We start from the raw sequence: 21,636 nt of genomic DNA on the forward strand, positions 1-21,636 counted from the left end.
GGGCTGGGGGTGTAACAAATCGGTGAGTCACGCTACTCTATATGTTTTCGAAGAGTCTTCCTCTTCTTTCTAATTTAATAAACTCTAAATAAACTTAAGATCTGAGATACAATTCTCTATACGGATAACATGCGCGCTTTCGCATGTTGGAATTCCTACGTCTTTGTTTGAGAGTTTTTTCTCTTGCTTAGATGAATTTTTTGTGATATAGAAAATTTTCTCTCCCACAAGCCACTCCCCACCACCCAAAACAGGGAGGGGGGCGTTTGCCAGATAACCTGTGGGAGCTCCTACAAAGCTTGCAATTATCAGCCTAAGGGACTAAAACATCTTCCCCCAAGCAAGCAACCCCAGAAATAAATATGGTTCTTGAAGCCTAACACTAAAATTGATATTAGCTGTAAGGGAGAAGTTGCGATATCTAAGGTAATTGAAAAAGGGTATAATGCCGGATATGCACTCCAAATTCCTGCGGCATCCTTCTCTGTTCTTGAATCATTTGGTAGAGAGATGAATTGTATTCCATCACGAAGGTTCTCGACTTGACCAATGATCCTAAACGTTTTGTTTTCTATTCTAAATATCCCGTTACTATCCGGATATTCGTATTGAACCGATATGAGTTTTTCTTGTTTAGGTAATGTGAATTTTCGAATTTCTAATTGCTCTTCACTTTTTACTTTCGCCTTTAGTTGAGCGAATGGGCGCCAAGAATAAATGTCTGCTGAGATCTGAAATCCGCTTCCAGTGGCATACATATAGATTTCTTCCTTTGTGTCGAATTGTATGCGCAAATATCTATGGCTGAAGTAATCTCCTTCTAATAAAGAGGCTGAAATGACTTCTCTTCCTTTTACAAATTTCAGAGAATTGATTCTAGGATAAAAATATGTATTTCCGAATTGTTTGGGGGAAGGAAAGGGGCGTGTGAATTTATCGAATCCATTTTGGGAATAGAGGACGATTTTTAAATCAGGTATCCAAATTCCGTTTCTCAGTTCCGGGATCTCTTCTAATTTCAAATCTATAAATTTCGAAGAAGTCTCCGGCTCGCAGGAGGTATAATCCTTTATATCTTTATAATATGTATCTACAACCGAAAGAGATTTTAAGCTAAAGCAAGCGGTCTTTTGAATAATAGCTCGGTCTTTCGAATCCCGAGAAGTGTACAAGCCTACATCATAGACGATCTTTAATTCCTTATCAGATATGGACAATTGTCTAATGTCCCTTGTGCTCTCTTGGAAGAATGGACGTGAACCTTTTTGGTCTCTTAAATCCCAGCCATGTTTCGTCATGACTACCGCGGTAAAGCAGTTCCAGAAAAATAAAAGAAGGAGGATAGGTAAAAGGAACTTTTTCATTCTAATTCAAAATAAAGTTTTTATTTCGGCGAATTTATAGCTGAAATACTGATACTTCGAAAGAAGAATTTACATTAATTTTCAAAAAGATGTAAATTCGGAATATCTAAAATGGGGTATCTAGCCTAAGGAAAATGAATTTTATAGTATGTAGGAATTCCAACATGGGAACGAAGTGCGCCCCCACCCAAGTTCGGGTGGAGGAGGTGGGCTCGTGGGAGAAGCCGTTACCCTATATACCAAAAATCACAAAACATCAACTCAAAATTCCACCCACAACTCATGTTGGAATTCCAACATAACTACTCTAAAAATTTCTCGCTCAATAATTCGTGAACTATACCTGCCCCTGCCATTCCTCCAGAAGCTGCTGCTAGTAAAACAGAATGGGCACCGCTTGCATTGTCCCCACAAGCATAAACTCCATCTATAGTAGTTTTTCCTCTTTCACTAACTTTGTAAAAGCCGAACTGATCCTTTTCGCAGCCAAGCTCTTCTCCGATTTTAGATTTTAGTTTGAATGGGAATGTTGGAAGTGCGTAAAGACCGTCTCTTTCTAGATTCTCTCCATTTTCAAAAGTGACACTTTTTAGTTTTTCCCCTTCATGTATAAAACCTGTGATCTTTTCTTCTATGAAGCGAATTTTTTTCTTATTCAATAAGTCTCTTTGTTCTTCTTTGAATTCTGCTTTTCCGTTTGTAAAAATAATTAAGTCGGATGCTAAATCGTGTATAAGAGGAAGCATATAGAATAATGTATCTCCGTTTCCAATCAGGCCCAACTTAGAATCTCTTACTTCGAAGCCATGGCAATACGGGCAGTGAAAAATGGATTTACCCCAGAGTTCCTTGTAACCCGGGATCGGAAGATATTTGTCCTCCACTCCGTATGCAAGAATGACCTTCTTAAAGTTGAACGTTTTTCCTGTTGATAATTTTGCTTCAAAGCCGGATCCAGACTTTTCTACGGAAAGAACACTCGCTTCTACATAGTTGATAGTATTATATTTTTCTAAATCTTTTCTTACTAATTTTCTCCATTCTGCAGGATGGATCCCATCCCGAGTGGGAAAATTATTCAGATGAGAAGAAGCCGCATTTCTTGGACGACTATCGTCGCAGATTAGGGCGGTTCTGCTCATTCTTCCTAAAGCCAATGCTGCGCTGAGACCTGCCGGTCCTCCGCCGATAATCAATACTTCATAATCGAATTTCATTTCTGTCCTCCTTGAGGGCTTTTGATAATAATAATTATTGAAATTTTACCATCTTGAAAACTGTAAATACATTTGAGGGAAATTTGTAAATTTTTGATTTTATTCCAAATTTAGTTGATTTATTGATACTTAATAGGTATCAATACTTATGGATTTATCTAAATTGAGATCTTTTATAGTCGTTGCAGAGGAATTAAATTTTAGGAAGAGCGCTGAAATTTTGGGAATGTCCCAGCCTCCTTTGACCAGGTTGATCTCTTCTTTCGAAGAGGAACTTTCTACCAAATTATTCGAGAGATCTACAAGGCATGTAAAACTTACCGGGGCGGGGGTTCATCTACTGAAGGAAGGTAGAGAGATTATTGCAAAAGCGGAAAAAATCGAAAAGGAAGTTCGTTCTATCGGTAAACTCAAGGCGGGAGGACTTAGTATAGGTTTTTCCACGACTACTTTTATGGCGAGTTTGCCTCAGATCATTAACGAATTCCAAGATCGTTTTCCTCGGATCAAATTACAACTTCAACAAGAGACTCGAAATAGGATCATTAAGGGATTAAAATCTGCTCAATTTGATATTTGTTTTTTAGAAGGAGTAGTTTCTGATCCTCGTTTGGAAAAACATCCGGTCCACGACGAGGTGCTCGGTGTTCTTGTTCCTAAAAAACATCCTCTTGCTAAAAGGGAAGAGATCGAGTTTAAGGAATTAAAGGACGAAACAATCATATTACATCCTAAAAAAGACTCAGGAAGTTTTTACGATACGATCTCTTCTCTTTTTAAACAAAGTGGGATCAAACCCAAGGTTTACGTAAAGAATGAAAGAGAAAGTTGTCCTATCTTGGTTGCGACCGGCAAAGGGGTTTCTTTGACAATTTTAGGAGCACAGAATTTTGCACCTGCGGATACTAAATTTGTTCCGATCAAACAATTATATTTGCCAGTCTCCGTTTTTTATATTCCGGAAAATCAAAACCCTTCTTTAAAAACTTTTTTAAGTTTCGTATCCGAAAGTAGTTTTATCAAAAACAAACATGCAGAATGCCTGATGGATGTTATGAGGCTCTGATTTTATTCGGTCCAGGCGACTTGGATCTCTCTTGGACCAACAAATGGAAGTCTTCCGTGAGAAACTGAATAATTGTCTATATAAAGAATATCATCCTTCTGCCAGGAGAAAATTTGAATATTCTTCCAAAAAACATTTACGATGGTTTTTATATCTTTATTAGAAATTTCCGATCCATCTCCGTAGGTCGCGTGAACATCTAAATCTTCGGACCTACTGAATAGTTTTTTGATCCCGGTCAATAGATTTAAGATCAGATAGACTCCTAATCCTCTGAGTGTTTTCTGTCTTTTGAAAATATATTTGTATTCTAATCTTGGAGAATCTATATGAAATGTTTGGCTATGGTTATGCCATGCTTTAGAACCTGCGATCGGATGTTTCCTAACACCAACTTGAGAATTAATTAATCTTAATTTATTTCCAGGCAACCATTCATGGTCGAAGTTCTGTTTTTTTATCTCCTTCTCCGCTTCTTTTTTATCTACCGTCTTGAACATTTCACTCCAAGGTTTGGTTTTCCATAAGCTATAACGAGAAGCTCCCGGGCCGTCATAATGTCGAATATACTTAATACCTTGCTTTTCTACTTTATCCGAAATATGAGAAGGCATTTCTCTCAAAACAGTTCTTAGATCTGTGATAGGAGTTTCCCCGTTTTTGGAAGGCGCCACCTTAGCATAAAAGAAAAGTTTTTTAGGAGGTTTATTTAAGAAACTCATCTCCGCATGTTGCATGATCGGATATGAGGAAGGAAGTTCACTCGCAGTATGAACAAACTTAGTCTTCTTATCTCTGGGAGAAGTTCCCAAATACGCTTCCGATAAATTGGAATCCAGGCCCAAAGCGATCTTTTCGAAATTTTCGGAAGAACCTATATTAAATCCTCTGAATAGAATGGCGCCATAGATCAACAAATCTCTTTGTATTTCCTTATGGTTCTTCTTGATCCAATCAGTCAGATGTTTTAGATCTGCTTTTTCCGGAGAAGAAGGAGAATAAACAATAGGAAGATTTAAACCTTTGATCAGGTTTTTGGAAACTTCTTCCGAAGTTTTGGAGGGTCTGGTTTTCTTCTTTGATAAATTCGCATTTTTGGTTAGGGCTTTCTTTTTCCCCGATATTCGAACAATACTAGTAGCAGACATATTGAATCCCCTTAAAAACCACTTCAGTGAAAGTCCAGGTTTGCTTCGATTCGTATATCTAATATATTGGAATAAAAATCGTTATTATGGATAATGATTTATGCAAATGCATATTATAATGTGCATTCGTTCAAAATTTAGAGGTGGCTTGGAAACTGGATCGACTTGGGGCCTTTTATCATAAAACTTCCTCCAACTTATGAAATTATCCAAATTATTAATAGCGAATCGGGGAGAAGTTTCTATCCGAATTGCAAGGGCTGCCTCTGGGTTAGGAGTTCCTACAGTCTCCATATATTCGGAAGATGATGCTAATTCCAGACATAGATTGACGACCGATGTTTCCATCCCTCTAAAAGGAAGAGGAGCCAAAGCCTATTTGGACCAAGAAGAGATACTTTCTATCGCGCTCAGAGAAGGTTGTGATTCCATTCATCCAGGTTACGGATTTTTAAGCGAGAATTCAGGCTTCGCAAAAAGATGTGAAGACTCTAAGATCAATTTCATCGGGCCAGATCCCAAGACACTTGAGATCTTAGGCGATAAATTGAAAGCGGTATTGCTTGCAGAATCTTTAGGAGTTCCTACCTTGCCCGGACTTCGCAAGGTAATCGATCTGAATGAAGCGAAAGAATTCCATTCTAAAAATGGAATATTCCTCTTAAAAGCGATTGCAGGGGGTGGGGGAAGAGGAATTAGGATCGTAAGAAACTCCGAAGAATTAGATACAATATTCAAGAGTTGTTCTGAAGAAGCATTACATTCATTTGGAAATCCTAATTTATACGCGGAAAAATATCTATCAATCGCAAGGCATGTGGAAGTGCAGGTTTTAGGCGATGGTTCCGGTAAGGTTCTCCATTTTTGGGACAGAGATTGTTCTCTCCAGAGAAAAAATCAAAAACTACTCGAGATCGCACCTGCTCCAGTTTTAGATCCTAAGCTCAGAGAACAGATCATCTCATATTCTTTGAAGATCGCTTCTCATCTTTCTTACAGAAGTTTAGGCACTTTTGAATTTTTGATCAGTCCTGACTCCGAGATCTATTTTATAGAATCCAATCCTAGATTGCAGGTGGAACATACGATCACTGAGGAAATAACAGGAGTAGATCTTGTAGAAGCCCAACTGGAGATTGCTTCTGGAAAATCTTTTCAAGATATCGGATTAGAACAAAAGAATATAGAATTTCCTAAAGGGTATGCGATCCAAATCAGGATAAACTCCGAAACCTGGGATGAAAAAGGAGAGATCATTCCTTCTTCCGGGAAAATAAAAGTATTCGAACCCAGTTCTGGTCCCGGTGTTAGGGTGGATAGTTCCGTATATTCAGGTTATGAGGTCGGTCCCAATTTTGATTCCCTACTTGCGAAATTAATCGTTCATTCTAAACATACGGATTTTTCAAAACTTATCCATTCTGCTTACCGGGCATTATCCGAATTTAGGATAGAAGGTATCAAAACAAATCTTCCACTTCTTCTAAATGTATTCAAAAGGAAGGAACTGGAATCTTATTCCGTTTGGACAAAGTTTATAGAAGAGAATATCTCGGGACTTACTAACACGCGATCAATAGATCATAAAAAATATAATTTTGATCCTGTTCAGAATGAAAATTTAGAAAATTTTAAAATAAAAGAGGAAATTCCAGAAGGATTGATCTCTTTTCATTCTCCCATGACTGGAAGTCTTATCGATATTTATCCGAAAGAAGGAGATCCTATTCGAAAGGGAGAAAAACTTGTACTTCTTTCTTCCATGAAGATGGAACATCTATTACATTCCGAGACAACTGGAATTATAGAAAAAATTTTGATCAAGCCTGGAAAGGTTATATCGGAAGGAGAAGCGCTCGTTTGGATCCGACAGGAAGATCTGGAACATTCTTCTTTTCATCATGAGGAGAAAATAGATCCGGATCAAATTCGTCCCGACCTGAAAGAAGTCCTAGATCGTTTACTTTTGAATGAAGATGTTTCTAGACACCAAGCCGTTTCTAAACGTCATAAGAGAGGACAAAGGACTGCAAGGGAGAATGTGGCAGATCTTTGTGATCCAGGAAGTTTTGTAGAATACGGGAGTCTCGCCATTGCAGCTCAAAGAAGAAGAAGGTCCATTGAAGAATTGATCAAACTGAGTCCTGCAGATGGACTTATCGCAGGTCTTGGGACTGTGAATACAGAGTTATTCGATCCTCATGTAGCCAGAGCTTCCGTACTAGCTTATGATTATACGGTTTTTATGGGAACACAAGGCGCAATAAGTCATAAAAAGACGGACCGATTTTTGGAAATGGTAGAAAGCCAAAAACTTCCTTTGGTATTTTTTACGGAAGGAGGGGGAGGTCGTCCCGGGGAAGTGGATGTTCCTGCAGTTGCAGGTTTGGATCTGCATACATTTCGAAAATATGCAGGCTTAAAAGGAAAAAGTCTAAGGATCGCAATCGCTGCAGGTAGATGTTTTGCAGGGAATGCCGCATTATTCGGCGCAAGTGATATTCGGATCGCAACAGAAGATTCTAATATAGGAATGGGCGGTCCTGTGATGGTAAAGGGTGGAGGCCTCGGAAATTTTTCCGCGGAAGAGATAGGTCCTGCAGAAGTCCAAACCAAAAACGGTGTAATCGATATATTGGTAAAGAATGAAGAAGAAGCGGTCTTTACAGCGAAAAAGGCTTTATCATATTTCCAAGGGAATATCAAAAAATACGAATATAAGGACCAGAAAATTTTAAGGACATTAATTCCAGAAAACCGTCTTAGGTCCTATGAGATCCGCTCCGTCATTTCTTCCTTGGCGGATACTGATTCTGTCCTGGAATTTAGAAAAGATTTTGCAAAAGGAATCGTTACTTCTCTTATACGAATAGAAGGTAGACCCTTCGGTCTGATCGCTAATAATTCTAGTCATCTTGGCGGAGCAATCGATGTGGAAGGAGCGGAAAAAGCTTCCGAGTTCGCGGAATTCTGTGATTTGAACAAACTTCCTATATTATTTCTTTGTGATACACCTGGCTTTATGGTAGGACCAGAAGCAGAGAAGAGGGGACTTGTGCGTAAAGCTGCAAAATTTTTTGAGGCCGGCGCTTCTTTGCAGGTTCCTGTGTTTACAATTGTTCTCAGGAAAGGGTATGGCTTAGGTGCAATGGCAATGGCTGCCGGCAGTTTTCATTCTCCTGTATTTACAATTTCTTGGCCGACCGGCGAATTCGGTGCAATGGGAATAGAGGGAGAAATTAGAACCGGTTACCAGAAAGAACTTTCAGAAGTAAAAGATTGGAAAGAGAGACAAATTTTATTCGAACGTTTGGTTGCCGAAGCTTATGAAAGAGGGAAGGCAATCAATATGGCCTCCTATCTGGAAATAGATGCAGTAATAGACCCGGCAGAATCCAGAAAATGGATTTTGAGAGGTTACGATTCCTGCATTTAGAGAGATTCCAGCTGGAAATAAATGTTTTCTGACTTAGCAGAAAGATCTTGATTAGATCCGGATCTGTGTTTTCATTTTCCCCTCACCTGGGAGGTATTCATGTTTAGAAATCCTAAAGCTAAAATTATAGCTTTATTTACCGTGATCGCTTTGACCGTTTCCTTCTCTTATTTAAGCGCTCAGACTTTGAACGTTTATGGAACTTATAAAGTGACAGGTACAAATCCGAATGGAAGCAAATACAAAGGAAGTGTTACGATCACTTTGAATGAGGATGGGTCTTACAATTTCGAATGGTCCGTAGGAAATAGTTTTTCAGGAACAGGTACTTTGAGTGGAAGCACTTTAACAGTGGATTGGGGTGATACTTACCCGGTAATTTATACTGTAAAGAGCGGAGGAAGTCGATTGGAAGGTACTTGGGGAAATGGGACGGGTACTGAGATCCTAACCAAATAAGATCTATTGATACAAAAAATCCCCGTGAATACGGGGATTTTCTTTATTATTCTTTTCTAATTCTTTTCGACTAGATCGAAAAATCTTCCATATATTCTACATATACTTTAGCTTTTTTAATCCTGAGATATACTGTTTCGCCAGGTAATAGATTTAATTCTTTAAAATTAGATTGATCCAGTAAGGACTCGATCAGGGTTCCTGAATCCAAACGTTTTAATTCTATTCTTACATTTCTACCTGTAGAATGGATATATTGGATTTCAGCTGGAATTCCTTGGGTGGAAACTCTGGAAATTTCCACATCATAAGGTCTAACGTATGCAACTGCTTCCTTGTCCACCACGTCGGAATGTTCCGGAGTAGCTACATCTATATCGCCTATCTTTGCAGTCCCTTCATGGATCCTTCCATGGAATAGATTCACATCTCCTAAAAAGTGAAAAACGAAAGGTGTTTTAGGTTTATTATAAACTTCGTCAGGAGTACCGATCTGTTCTATTTTACCGGATCTTAATATTACTATGGAATCGCTGACTTCTAACGCTTCTTCCTGATCATGCGTTACGAACACACTTGTGATATGGATCTCGTCGTGAAGTCTTCTGAGCCAGGTGCGTAATTCTTTCCGTACTTTTGCGTCCAAGGCCCCGAAAGGTTCATCCAAAAGTAAAAATTTAGGTTCTATAGCCAAAGCTCTTGCTAAGGCCACTCTTTGTCTTTGTCCTCCGGATAATTCGAAAGGAAATCTTGCATGGAAATTTTCCAACTGCACTAATTTCAAAAGTTGAAATACTTTCTCTTGGATCTCTTCTTTGGAAGGTCTTGTGGATCTTGGACGTACTTTTAGACCGAAAGCAATATTTTCAAAAATTGTCATATGACGGAAGAGTGCATAATGTTGGAATACGAATCCTACTCCTCTGTCCTTAGAACTTTTGGATTTGGATCTTTCTCCGTTGAATAATACTTCTCCTTCGTCGGGAGTATCTAATCCAGCGATGATCCTGAGAAGTGTAGTTTTTCCACTTCCGGAGGGTCCGAGTAATGCGACTAGATTCCCATCCGGGATTGTCAGGTCCACTTGGTCCAAGGCCTGGAATTTTCCGAATCGTTTGCTTACATTTCGAATTTCAATAGACATTCTATTCTCCTAGGATTTGGAAACCTGAACATTTGTATTTTTTTCTTTTCCGAGACCGGTTGTTTCTGGGATCTCTATTTCTTCTTTGCGATGAAGATTTCTTTCTAAGATTGTTTTTAAGAGTAGAGTTAGTAAGGAAAGGAATACCAGAACAGAAGCGGCGGAAAATGCCCCTACCGAGTTGTACTCATTATATAACATCTCTATCTGCAAAGGAAGAGTGTTTGTCTTTCCGCGAATATGTCCGGATAATACGGAAACCGCTCCGAATTCTCCCATTGCTCTCGCATTACAAAGAATGAGTCCGTATAAAAGTCCCCATTTGATGTTCGGAATGATAATTTTGATAAATGTTTGGTAGAGGGAAGCCCCGAGCAAAATTCCAGCTTCCTCTTCTTCTTTTCCCTGGCTTTGCATTAATGGGATCAATTCTCTTGCAACAAACGGAAGTGTGATAAATACGGTAGCGATCACGAGTCCCGGAGTATTAAATACGATCTTAATATTCCATTCTTCTAATATATCTCCCATCCATCCTTGTTTTCCGAAAAGTAATAGGAAAATCAGACCGGAGATTACCGGAGAAACTGCAAATGGAGAATCTATGATGGTGAGTAGGATATTTTTACCGGGAAATTCGAATCTGGTTAAAAGAAATGCAGCAATCAATCCGAATGCAGTGTTTAAAGGAACTGCAATACCGGCAACCTTCAATGTCATTATCATCGCAGCAATTGTATCGCTGTCCTGCAGCCCTTTTAGATAAGCCTCCCAACCTTGAGCGAATGCTTCTAAGAAAACGACTGTGATCGGTAGGATCAAAATAATAAATGCAAGAACTAAGACCGAAAAGATCAAAGCAAAGCGGATCCAAACGGATTCTGTTTCTTTCATCCTAGTCTCCTTGAGGCTCTGTTTTGGAGATAATTGATCCCGAACATGATCGTAAAGGAGAGGACCAACATCAATACTGCGATCCCGGTCGCCTTTGCATATTCGTACTGTTCTAATTTGGTAACTATGAGTAATGGAAGGATTTCAGTTTTTCCCGGAAGGTTTCCTGAAATAAAAACAACCGATCCATATTCTCCAATACCTCTTGCGAACGCCATACTGGTTCCTGCAAGTAGAGAAGGAATTAACTCAGGCAAGATCACCTTAGTAAATGTTTGGAATCTGCTAGCTCCTAAACAATAAGCGCTCTCTTCCAATTCTTTAGGAAGATCTTCCAAGATAGGTTGGACTGTTCTTACAACGAATGGAAATCCGATGAATACTAAGGCGATTACGATCCCGATCGGAGTGTATGCGATCTTGATCCCATAAGGTGTAAGATATTTTCCAATAAATCCGTTGGGAGCATAAATTGTGGTAAGCGCTATCCCTGCAACTGCAGTAGGAAGAGTGAATGGTAGATCCACGAGAGAATCTAAGATCTTTTTTCCCGGAAAATCGTAACGAACCAAAACCCAGGCGAATAAAAATCCAACAAATAGATTGATAACAGCTGCGACTCCACCCGCTCCGAAGCTCAAATATAAGGCCTGCTGGATTCGATTCTCAGAAAAAACTTCCCAGAGTCCGGATACGCCTAAGGTCGCAGATTTAAAGAATAATGCGGATAATGGAATGATTACTAGAAGGCTTAGGTAGAAGACTGTGAGTCCTAAGGATAGACCAAAGCTTGTTTTAGAATAAGGACGAAAAATTAGTTTCAAACGGGAAACCCTTTGGGTCGATTCTTGAGAAACGCCCTATTTCGTCAAACCAAGAGCCGCCCTAAGGCGGCTCCCTTTTTGTAAGTGGTCAGTTGGAGTTCCTACTTACTTTTTTGCTTCGCCATAGATGGAGTCGAAAAGACCGCCGTCAGCGAAATGTTTCTTATGAGCCGCCGCCCAGGAACCTTCAATAGTTCTTACATCGAATAATTGAAGTTTTGGGAATTTTGCAACATTCGCTTTTAGGATAGCTGCATCATTTGGACGGAAGAAATGTTTAGCTATGATCTCTTGTCCTTCTTTGGTGTATAAGAAATCCAAGTACGCTTTTGCCACTTCAGTGGTTCCTTTTTTAGCAGCTACTTTTTCAACGATTGCTACAGGAGTTTCAGCTAGGATACTTGTGCTTGGATAAACCACTTCGAATTGAGCCACTCCACCGTTCGCTTTTCTGGACTCGGATAGAGCAAGTTCTGCTTCATTTTCCCAAGCAAGAAGAACATCACCGATTCCTCTTTGAACGAAAGTAGTTGTGGATCCTCTTGCACCGGTATCAAGAACGGAAGTGTTCTTATAGAGGTTTTTAACGAACTCGATTGCCTTTTCTTCGGTTTTGTATTGTTTCTTAGCAAAACCCCAAGCTGCTAAATAATTCCAGCGAGCTCCACCTGAAGTTTTAGGGTTTGGTGTGATCACTCCGATCCCTGGTTTTACAACATCATCCCAGTCTTTGATCGCTTTAGGATTACCTTTTCTAACTAAGAAAACGATAGTAGAGTAGTATGGAGTAGAATGGTTCGGGAAAGCTTTCTCCCAATCTTTGGAAACAGATCCACTGTTAGAAACGATGCTGTCGATATCATAAGCGAGTGCAAGAGTTACTACATCTGCTTCTAATCCATCGATTACCGCTCTTGCTTGTTTTCCGGATCCACCATGGGATTGTTGGATAGTAAGGTCTTTGCCGGATTTCTTCTTCCAAGATTCTACGAATTTCTTATTAATTTCTTCGTAAAGCTCCCTAGTTGGGTCGAAAGAAACGTTTAATAGGGTGTCTTCTGCAAAGGCAGAGAAGGAGAAAATACTGATTAGAGCCAGAGCGCCGATTCCTTTGGCAATTGACCGTAGTATAGAATGATTAGATTTTGCTTTCATATGGTTCACTTTTACGTCCCTTCCGACAGTAAGCCGGAATTTTTATCCAATAAATTGGATATTTATCTGTTATAGTCGGAATATGCTTCTTTTTGTCAAGAAGGGTTTTATATTTTAAAACATTTTTTTCCTATTTTGAACGCTTTTTTGATTCGATCCCTCAGACTTCGGTTAAAGCGGATTTTCCAAAAAATGAATAAGGCATTTTCCTTCTTAATTCTGGTATTTCTCCCATACTTCTTCTCAGGATGTTCCGAATCTTCGGCAAAAGTAGACCATCCAGCTCTCGTCCAGGGAATACTCGAGTTAAAGAATTATGATTTGGAAGAGCAAGGTCCAATTCTACTTTCCGGCCTTTGGAAATTCAGATGGTTGTATTGGAAAAGTTCCGGATTAGAGAGCCAGAACTCATACGAAATAGTTAGTGTACCTTCTTCTTGGAACGGAAAGAACGGTTCTAGAATAGGAGAAGGTTACGGAACCTACGAACTTAACATAAAACTAAATCGAAATTACGGAGAACTTGCATTTGCACTACAAGAACAAAGTTCTTCTTACTTTTTGTACGTGAACGGCAAACTTTTAGCTTCTTGCGGAGAAGTCGAATTTCCTTCTACCTCGGATATCACTATCTTCGAAGTCAAACCTGCCTGGTGTAATAAACTAGTGAAATTCACTCCGGATAGTGAAGAGCTGCAAATCGACATGCAGATCGCGAATAGGGATCATAGGCTAGGAGGTTTTTGGGCACCAATCCGATTCGGAACTGCATCCAGTATGGAGAAAACCTGGAACGCGGAAAGATTTTTGGATCTATTCTTAGCAGGCGGATTATTCTGCATTGGATTACTTCATCTTATCTATGCCGTGGTAAGAAGGGGAGAAGCCGCTTCCATGTATTTCGGCACCTACTGCGTGATCATGGCTGCAAGAGGTCTATTCTCAGGCACTCGAATTATTTCAGAATATCTTGATTTTCTAAAATACCATCATTATGTACGGATAGAATACGTTACGTTTTATCTTGCAATCCCTGTTTTTTTAAGTTATATACTTTCCGTTTTCCCTAGAGAGTTAAAACGAATTCTAGTAGATCTTGTTTGGTGGATTGCGATCGGCGCATGTATTGTGGTCCTTGTCTTCCCGGTAAGAATATTCACATTCACTATTACGATCTATTATTTGGTGGCGTTTCTTGCAGGAACTCTCGGATTATTCTCTCTTACTAAAGCAGCCTTAAGAAGAAGAAAGGGTGCGCTCATAATACTTGCCGGTTTCGTATTCGTGTATGCCGCTATGATCCACGATATCTTATACGCCACATTCTATCTGGACACAGGATATTTTACGAATATCGGTGCATTCGTATTTATAGTTGCTCAATCCGTATTCTTATCCATTAGAAGTTCTGAAAGTTTGGATAGACTTTTGGATCTTTCCAGGAATTTGGAAAGAAGGGTAGAAGAAAGGACTAAACAACTCCGAAATGCCCTCCGCCTTATCCAAAATGATCTGAATGTTGCGAGAGAGATCCAAAAGGGACTCTTAAATTTAGAGGATACTTCTGCAAAAAAAATCGGGAATATCAAATTCGGGAGCTTGCATAAACCTCTGGCGGAAGTTGGTGGAGATCTTTATGATATCGCAGAACTTCCAAGTGGGAAGATACGTATTTTCCTAGCGGACGCAACCGGCCACGGAATACAGGCAGCACTCATCACAATACTGATCCGCAGTGTTTATGAAGATCTAAGACTAAAAGAAGAAAGTCCCGGAAAATTGCTCTCGGCGATCGGCTCTCAGTTTCACGGTAAGTACGGAAATGTGTCCACATTCTTCTCCGCATCCATCCTGGAAATTTCTCCTGATGGAGAAAAACTCACTCTTTCTTTAGCAGGATCTCCTCCAGTCTTAGTCCAGACAAAGGACGAAGAACATATAATTGAATGTGAAAATCCGTTAGTGGGTCTTTTGGAAAATTTCCATTTCGAAGATAAGGAGATCCTTCTCACTCCGGGTTTTAGAATACTTTGTTTTACGGACGGACTCACAGAATCTTCCAGGCTTCCCGGAGATTTTTACGGAATAGAAAGAGTATTGGCTTACCTAAGAACTGGAGATTCTCAAAGTTTAGAAGAATTATTAAGCGGCATCCAAGAAGATCTATTCAGATTCTTAGGAACTTCTGAACCCAAAGACGATATACTAGTCTTGGGAATAGAAGACCAACGTTCCTAAGTTAGTAAAACATTTCTTCTTTCGAGAATATTGGATCGTTTTCTAGTTTTATTGTATTGGACCCCGAAAATGATGGTTAGAGAGAAGGTGAACGGGTCCATACTTTTAGAATGGATCCCGAAATCGTTACCTTGTAGAGGACCCTATGGCATTCAAGCTCGACGGGGCAAAATTCCCCACCTTGGAAGAGTTGATTACGGCTCTGTATCCATTGTATGCGGACAAGATGAGCGAAGCTGAATTTAGAAAGTACGTTCAGGAGAATGTGAAAGAGGAATAGTCTTCCTCTTTTTGCCCCGATCCTTCGGGGCTAATCCTTCCCTCTTAATATCCAGTTTTGCTTGTCAATTATAGGGGTTTTCCTTACCCTCTCGGCATGCCTTTTTTTCAGAAAAAATGGAGACTTGCTCCCGCTTGGCGAAGGCCATTATTGCTTCTCGCCTCATTCTTAGTTCTCATTATCAAATTCAGGTTCTTATTTAGCGAAGATACTCTTTCGGGTTGGAGCCTTCATGCCCAAACCCATTTGGCAGAGATCTACGATTCATTTTTGGATAACGGGCAATCTTTGGGTTATGATAGCCGCTGGTTTTCCGGGATGCCGGTCTTCTATTTCCAGCCTCCATTCTTCTATTTTTTAGTCGCTGTACTTCATAAAACTGTCTTCTTCTGGTCCTCACTTTCTCTTTCTTTCAATATAGGAGTTCTACTTTCTATATTACTTTTTACATATGCATTTATCAAGTTCAGTCTTTTGCTATTGAGTGAAACAAACCATAGAGCAAACACGGTGATGCTCGCGATGTCTGGGCTTTTGTTCTTCTTTTTATGCGCAGGAGAAGAGCCGTTCGGACTTTCTTTAGTTGGTTTGTTCAGCGGCTCTGTGACCGGATTTTTCGGACTCGGTTGGAGTTTATTAGGTTTTTATTATTTAGAGAAATATAGGACCACCGGTAAATTATCCTCTCTTTCTAAATATCTGGTAGTTAGCGCTTGTGTTTATTATTCCGATCTTCCTTCTTCCTTATTCTATCTTGTTTCTCTCTTGATTTATTTCTTATTTTTGGGAGAAGAGTTGGGGAAAAGAGCATTCTCAATTGCATTCTTCATTCCTTTGATCGCGGCCACACCGGTTTGGTGGAATTTTTTGAAATATTCTTCCTATCGCGCAGAAACTTTCCCAATGGATACTACTCCTGGATTGATCTCCATTTTAGGTTCGGAAGCCTTAAGACCGATTTGGGAAGGAAGTGGAGTCATCGCTTTCTTATGGAATTTTATTATAGGACTTCATTGGACACAGGTAGTGTTCCCTGCTTTATTCTTACTCGGAATTCGTTCTATTCTAAAACGTAAAATTTTTCCTCCCGCATCCAGATTTGTGTTCTTTGCAAGTTTGATCTTTTATTGGATCGGAGTAGATACCTCTCTTTCTAAGTTTTTCCCAGGTTTAGGATTTCCTTGGTATAGAGCATTGGATCTTTCTTTATTATTTTTAACTTTATCCGGTTTGGAAACAGCGGTTCATTTGCTTAAAAATAAAACTTCTTCTTCGGTTGCACAATATTCAGTCTCTGCACTTTTGTTTTTTGCATTAATAAGATTTTTCTTATGGCATCCTGAATTGGAATGGAAGGAGAATACTACATTTTTAAAAGACAGTTTCTCCGCTATGGAGATGAAAGATGTAGAAGTTGCACTTTCGGAACTTCCTAAAGATTCTAAAATTTTTCCGGAAATAGATTCTCATAGAAAATGGGGGGACAGTCCTTTTACATTAGGGCTCTTGATCAGAAGGGCAGGACATAGGAACCTATTGGGAATGGAGGCGGATGCTTCCTTGACTTCTCTTGCGCTTCAACCTTATTTAAGTCGTTATCTGCCTTGGACTGCCTGGAAAAAAAATCCAGGCTACGAAGAGGAACTTTCTTTGGAAGACGCAGGCATAGGATTACATCGATTTTTGCAGGCGAACGGAACTTCTTATATTATAGGTTCCACCGAAAAACTTTATAAAATTCTAAAATTAAATCCGACTCGTTTCGAATTATTAAAAGGTTGGGTAAATAGAGAAGGTCTGCGTACGAATGATTCACCTTCTGAAACATACGAAAAAGAATTAGAGAATAAATCTTTCTTATTCTTATTTAAGGTGAAAAATCCGGGGGCAGATATTGCTGTTTTGACTGAAAAACCTTGGGGAGTCGCGGATTATAAGGAACTGAGCGGAGGAAAATCACTTCGCCCTAAAAGATTCTTGTATAATACGAACGAGGCAATCTTGCATGAAGGATTAGATGCGGGGATCGTATTTGCTCGTATTGGTAGAAAAGAGATAGAGGCTATCGGTCCAAATTATAACAAATGGTTCCAAGGTTTACTGGTCCTGAATGTTCCGAAAGAAGATAATGTTTGGAAGGAAGAATTCAAATCCAAATACGGAGATCTTTCTTTCTCGGATCGAAACGAATTTTTAGGCAGATTTTTTCCCGTAAAAGAAAAACCGAAAGAGCCGGTATTACTTCCTGAACTTCCGATTTTACCTCGTATTTTTTCGGATGAAGAAGTTTTTGCAGGATCTGAGACCTCTTCCGTTGAAAAACCGGAACAATCTACATTAGAAAATCATAATTGTAAACTTGTTCGAAGATCCTTTTTTCCGAGCTGGGAAGATGCGGAAGGTGGGATCTTATTCCAAACCCAAAGAAACGAAATTTTGGTCTGTTCGGGGAAACAAAACTCCGATCTGAAGTTTGTTAAAGGGAATTCGATCTTCTTGACCATTATTCTTTTCCTTCTCCCTATATTCTTCATATTCTCTTCCTTTGTGAAAGGAAGGTGGTTTTTCCGTTGAGGAATCCGTACGGCAATAAACCGTACTCTAAACTTCAATTCGTTTCGAATTCACTTTTGGTGTTATTCGGAAGTATCCTTCTTTTTGGGCTCTGGCAAAAATGGAGCCTTTATATTTGGGGAAATATTTTCATTCACGGCTTAGAAGGCGGGTTGGTCGGAGCGATTTGTGATTGGTTTGCTGTTTGGAAAACTTACAAAGCTGTAGAATCGGAAAGCGAGACAATCGCGGAAGAAATCGGCCATTGGGTATCTTCTGACCTGATCAGCGAACATAAATTAAAATCCTATTTAGACGGGATCTTAGATGAACCCGAAAATATCCAGGCGATCAGGGAACTTTTAGACAAATATCTAAAAGGAGAAAAAGAAGTCAGAGAATTCCTGAACCTGATCTGGGATAAAATAGAAGAAGATATAGTATTATATGTTTCTAATTTTAAATTTTCAGGAGCAGATAAACAAATCTTACATGAATTGAATAGTCGTAAGGAGATACTCTCCACTGTTCGATTTTTAGTGGGAGAAACCTTGATGAAGGTTTCTGATCATCAGGATTTTGGAGAAAGGGTCCAAAGAATTACCAAGGGCCTTTCTTTTCTTGCAAAACCTTTAATTTGGCTTATCGATCCGCAAAAAAGGATCAAAGAATTCGGAGAGGGTTTAAAAGAAGGAAAAGATTTCGAGACGGAAGAGGAAGAAGTCCTATTCGAATTATATTCTATATTCTCCGAATGTGTGGAATTATACATAGGTTCCTGGAACGAATTCCCTGTCGAGAGAAGAGAAGAAGCAGTGCGTGCCTTAGCGGATTTTGGCAGAGAACAATTGAATCGATTGATCAGCGAAGTGGTCCTTACCCATAAGGAAGAAATTTCCAGATTGGAAAATCTGAGAGAATACGGACCAATCCGTTCTTTCTTGGAATTTTTAAGTTCTAAAACAAACGAATCTGTTTCGGAATATGTGGGAGAACAGATCTCTAAAGGGCTGAAATTATTGGAGCCCAAACAATTCAGGGAAAATTTAGAACTCAAAACTAGAAGGGTCTTGGAGAAGATCAGGATTAATGGAAGTTTATTAGGTTTTTTAGTTGGATCTGCAATAGGATGTGTCGTCTTATTATTCGAAGGAAAATTGGGGTTATAATCTCTTGCATAATTTGCGGGTTATTGTTTAGTATTCAAGATCATGGAACTAAAGCGGATTTATATTCTTCTACTTTGTGTAGTATTGAGCGGATGTTATTCGAAGACAGTCTTCTTCTTTCAAAATATCCGAATGAAACCTCTTCCTCCTCAGGTAGAGCAAAGTTTATACAAACAGAATGAAAAAGGATGTAATGAAAATATCCGTAATATTCTGAAAAGAATTCCTGAAAAAAATCCTACAGCCACACATATCCGGGATCTGGAGATTTTCCAATACGACCAAGGAATGTTCGATACATGTTATCGACTCTATTATGGTTTGGAGATCTCTCAATGAAAGTTTTACATGGGACCTTCTTCCTTTTCTTATTTATATTCACTTACTGTAGTGGCGCTGAAACACTTATATATCGTGTAGAAAGAATTGTACCTGCAAAAGAAAGACCTGTCTTCGCTTCTAAAAGAGTAGAAGGAGAAGATTGTGTAGTACAAATTTTTCCATTCATGTTCGCGAGATACGTTCCCGATCTACAAAGTGCATACAACCATGCGATAGATAAGGCTCCGGCAGGAACCCAATCACTTGCAAGCGGAGAAGTTTATACAAAGGGTTTGTATCTTCCTCCAATCTTTTTGTTCCGTTGTATCGTAGTATCCGGGACTCCTAGTTACGATTAAGGTTCAAAAATAGTTTCTATCCATCTTACTTTTTAATAAGGGCAAATTACTTTAAATTTGAACTATCTGGGATAGGGTCGGTCTAATTGGTATTCGCCCCGAAACGGGGAAAGGAGATAAAAAATGGAAGCGGTAGTTCATAAGGCAGGCACGAGAGGGAAAGTGGATTTCGGTTGGTTGAAATCGAATCACACATTTTCTTTCGGAAGCTATATGAATCCGGAAAGGATCAGATTCGGTTCTTTGCGTGTATTGAACGACGATATCGTTGCCCCGGGCAGAGGTTTCGATCCGCATCCTCACCAAGATATGGAAATCATCTCTATACCGATCAAAGGAGCCTTGGAGCACCAAGACAGTATTGGAACTTCAGGAGTTATCACATCCGGAGAAGTCCAGGTAATGTCTGCGGGAACAGGCATCGTTCACTCGGAGTACAATCATTCTGAAACCGATCCCGTGAACTTCTTACAGATTTGGGTGATACCTGATAAAAGGGGAGCTCAACCTAGATACGATCAGAAAAAATTCCTTCCGGAAGATAGGAAGAATAGGTTCCAGGTGGTTGTGTCTCCTAAAGAATCAGCGGAAGGTCTTTGGATCAACCAAAACGCTTGGTTTTCATTAGGGAATGCAGAAGCCGGAAAGGAACTGCAATACGAGTCCAGGAACAAAAGCGGTGGAGTTTACGCTTTTCTAATATCAGGAAAAGTGAATATTAACGGGACCGAACTTTCAACTCGAGACGGCGCAGGTTTTCCGAGAACGGACCTTCTGAAAGTAAACGCTTTGGAAGATTCTGAACTTCTTCTAATGGATGTTCCTGAAATCCAGTAGGAGGCACTGAGATAGAGAAAACCATCGGTTTTTTCACACGGAGCCACGAAGACACAGAGAGTTTGAGTTTAAAATTAAATAACTTTCAACTTTGTGTCTTTGTGCGCAATTCTCTCAATTCCTCTCGCAACTCTGTTACTTTACTTCAGTTCCCCTGGTTCGATGAAAAAACTTCTGATAGACCCGTCTCTCAATAGACGAATTCCCAATTTTCTCCCAATGGAAGTTTCATCCAAGATCTTATGAAGATCGTCTATCGTGTGGATCTCTTTCTCATCCAAACTAATGATTAGATCTCCGTTTCTGATCCCTGAGCGATCAGCAGGAGAACCAGGTTCTAAAGATAGCACCAAGATCCCCGAATCGGAGCCGATCTTGTTGAAAGTTTTGGTGACCGACGGGATTTTTTGATTTTGACCTGCGATCCCTAAATATCCTCTTTTGACTGCGCCATTCGTGATAAGGCGAGTGATCACATATTCTGCAGTGTTGGAGGCGACTGCAAAACAGATCCCTTGGGCGGGCAAAATGATGGCTGTATTGATACCTATCACTCTTCCTTGGAAGTCTACTAACGGCCCTCCGGAATTCCCCGGGTTTAGGGCAGCGTCCGTTTGGATCACATTGTCTATTAGGCGTCCATTACGAGATCTTAATGTTCTTCCGAGTGCACTTACTACTCCTGCAGTGACTGTGGATTCGAAACCGTAAGGATTTCCGATAGCGACGACTAGTTGCCCAACTTTCAGTCTTTTGGAGTCTGTAAAAGTGGAATGAGGGAATAATCCCCCGTGAACTTTTAGGACAGCAACGTCAGTATGTGGATCGTTCCCGACGAGTTCCGCTTCTTTGCTAGAACCGTCCGCAAGGTTGGCTTTTATTTTAACTGCGCCGTCCACCACATGGCTATTGGTTGCTATAAATCCGTCGGGAGTGAGGAAGAATCCCGAACCGCTTCCACCTTCTCCTTTTTTGTATGTGACTTGTAGGTGAACTACGCTTGGACCTACTGAGTCCACAGCATGTATCACGGATTTGGAATAGGCGTCTAAAATTTCCGCTTCATTCAGTTCTTTATTTGCATTTGTATCATCCTGCTTTTTGAAAGAAGATAGAAAGTCTGCACTTGTATTTGTGAGTAGTACCATAATATTTTTGGACTCCATGTCCAA

General features: G+C 39.8%; 18 protein-coding genes. 10 read left to right on the forward strand and 8 right to left on the reverse strand.

Features of this window, described 5'->3' with window-relative positions:
* Positions 1–308: 308 nt before the first annotated feature.
* Positions 309–1,364: a hypothetical protein gene (locus EHO65_RS16845; RefSeq protein WP_135775718.1), complete on the reverse strand. Its 1,056-nt coding sequence runs from the start codon at positions 1,362–1,364 to the stop codon at positions 309–311.
* A gap of 302 nt (positions 1,365–1,666) precedes the next feature.
* Complete coding sequence (locus tag EHO65_RS16850) at positions 1,667–2,581, reverse strand: NAD(P)/FAD-dependent oxidoreductase (protein WP_135775719.1); 915 nt, start codon at positions 2,579–2,581, stop codon at positions 1,667–1,669.
* Positions 2,582–2,729: 148 nt separating this feature from the next.
* Here EHO65_RS16850 and EHO65_RS16855 point away from each other — a divergent pair, with 148 nt between their 5' ends.
* Complete coding sequence (locus EHO65_RS16855) at positions 2,730–3,647, forward strand: LysR family transcriptional regulator (protein WP_135775720.1); 918 nt, start codon at positions 2,730–2,732, stop codon at positions 3,645–3,647.
* A 2-nt stretch (positions 3,648–3,649) separates the two neighbouring features.
* Here the strand turns inward: EHO65_RS16855 and EHO65_RS16860 are convergent, their stop codons facing one another.
* Positions 3,650–4,795: a TauD/TfdA family dioxygenase gene (locus tag EHO65_RS16860; protein ID WP_135775721.1), complete on the reverse strand. Its 1,146-nt coding sequence runs from the start codon at positions 4,793–4,795 to the stop codon at positions 3,650–3,652.
* Between the two features lie 199 nt (positions 4,796–4,994).
* Here EHO65_RS16860 and EHO65_RS16865 point away from each other — a divergent pair, with 199 nt between their 5' ends.
* Together EHO65_RS16865 and lfb1 are read left to right on the forward strand one after the other, a co-directional pair.
* Complete coding sequence (locus EHO65_RS16865; protein WP_135775722.1) at positions 4,995–8,231, forward strand: acetyl-CoA carboxylase family protein; 3,237 nt, start codon at positions 4,995–4,997, stop codon at positions 8,229–8,231.
* 99 nt (positions 8,232–8,330) lie between these two features.
* Complete coding sequence (gene lfb1 / locus EHO65_RS16870) at positions 8,331–8,690, forward strand: LIC10280 family protein (protein ID WP_135775723.1); 360 nt, start codon at positions 8,331–8,333, stop codon at positions 8,688–8,690.
* A gap of 70 nt (positions 8,691–8,760) precedes the next feature.
* Here lfb1 and EHO65_RS16875 read toward each other — a convergent pair whose 3' ends face one another.
* From EHO65_RS16875 to EHO65_RS16890, 4 genes are all read right to left on the reverse strand, one after another.
* The gene (locus EHO65_RS16875; RefSeq protein ID WP_135775724.1) at positions 8,761–9,834 is read right to left on the reverse strand and encodes a sulfate/molybdate ABC transporter ATP-binding protein; all 1,074 of its coding nucleotides are present in this window, start codon (positions 9,832–9,834) and stop codon (positions 8,761–8,763) included.
* 9 nt (positions 9,835–9,843) lie between these two features.
* On the reverse strand, positions 9,844–10,728 hold the full coding sequence (gene cysW / locus EHO65_RS16880; RefSeq protein ID WP_135775725.1) for a sulfate ABC transporter permease subunit CysW: 885 nt from the start codon (positions 10,726–10,728) through the stop codon (positions 9,844–9,846).
* Entirely contained in the window at positions 10,725–11,552 is an 828-nt protein-coding gene (gene cysT / locus EHO65_RS16885) for a sulfate ABC transporter permease subunit CysT (protein WP_135775726.1), read from the reverse strand. The genes cysW and cysT overlap by 4 nt, the downstream gene beginning before the upstream one ends.
* Positions 11,553–11,657: 105 nt before the next feature.
* Entirely contained in the window at positions 11,658–12,707 is a 1,050-nt protein-coding gene (locus EHO65_RS16890; protein ID WP_135775727.1) for a sulfate ABC transporter substrate-binding protein, read from the reverse strand.
* A 192-nt stretch (positions 12,708–12,899) separates the two neighbouring features.
* Between EHO65_RS16890 and EHO65_RS16895 the strand changes: the two genes are divergently transcribed.
* The 7 genes from EHO65_RS16895 to EHO65_RS16925 all read left to right on the forward strand — a co-directional run bounded on the left by EHO65_RS16895 (position 12,900) and on the right by EHO65_RS16925 (position 20,464).
* Complete coding sequence (locus EHO65_RS16895) at positions 12,900–14,945, forward strand: PP2C family protein-serine/threonine phosphatase (RefSeq protein ID WP_244243562.1); 2,046 nt, start codon at positions 12,900–12,902, stop codon at positions 14,943–14,945.
* Positions 14,946–15,090: 145 nt separating this feature from the next.
* On the forward strand, positions 15,091–15,225 hold the full coding sequence (locus tag EHO65_RS20110) for a hypothetical protein (protein ID WP_008589440.1): 135 nt from the start codon (positions 15,091–15,093) through the stop codon (positions 15,223–15,225).
* A gap of 96 nt (positions 15,226–15,321) precedes the next feature.
* Positions 15,322–17,799, forward strand: coding sequence for a hypothetical protein (locus EHO65_RS16905; protein ID WP_135775729.1), 2,478 nt, complete (start codon positions 15,322–15,324; stop codon positions 17,797–17,799).
* Positions 17,796–18,947, forward strand: a complete 1,152-nt coding sequence (locus tag EHO65_RS16910) for a DUF445 family protein (protein WP_135775730.1) — start codon at positions 17,796–17,798, stop codon at positions 18,945–18,947. Before EHO65_RS16905 ends, EHO65_RS16910 begins: the two co-directional genes overlap by 4 nt.
* 42 nt (positions 18,948–18,989) lie before the next feature.
* Positions 18,990–19,286 carry a hypothetical protein gene (locus EHO65_RS16915; protein ID WP_135775731.1) on the forward strand — a complete coding sequence of 99 codons (297 nt, stop codon included), beginning with the start codon at positions 18,990–18,992 and terminating at the stop codon, positions 19,284–19,286.
* Positions 19,283–19,627: a hypothetical protein gene (locus EHO65_RS16920; protein ID WP_135775732.1), complete on the forward strand. Its 345-nt coding sequence runs from the start codon at positions 19,283–19,285 to the stop codon at positions 19,625–19,627. Before EHO65_RS16915 ends, EHO65_RS16920 begins: the two co-directional genes overlap by 4 nt.
* 123 nt (positions 19,628–19,750) lie before the next feature.
* On the forward strand, positions 19,751–20,464 hold the full coding sequence (locus tag EHO65_RS16925) for a pirin family protein (RefSeq protein WP_135775733.1): 714 nt from the start codon (positions 19,751–19,753) through the stop codon (positions 20,462–20,464).
* 140 nt (positions 20,465–20,604) lie between these two features.
* Here EHO65_RS16925 and EHO65_RS16930 read toward each other — a convergent pair whose 3' ends face one another.
* The gene (locus EHO65_RS16930) at positions 20,605–21,612 is read right to left on the reverse strand and encodes a S1C family serine protease (protein ID WP_208744144.1); all 1,008 of its coding nucleotides are present in this window, start codon (positions 21,610–21,612) and stop codon (positions 20,605–20,607) included.
* Positions 21,613–21,636: the final 24 nt, after the last annotated feature.

The organism is Leptospira andrefontaineae (assembly GCF_004770105.1).
Taxonomy (GTDB): domain Bacteria; phylum Spirochaetota; class Leptospiria; order Leptospirales; family Leptospiraceae; genus Leptospira_B; species Leptospira_B andrefontaineae.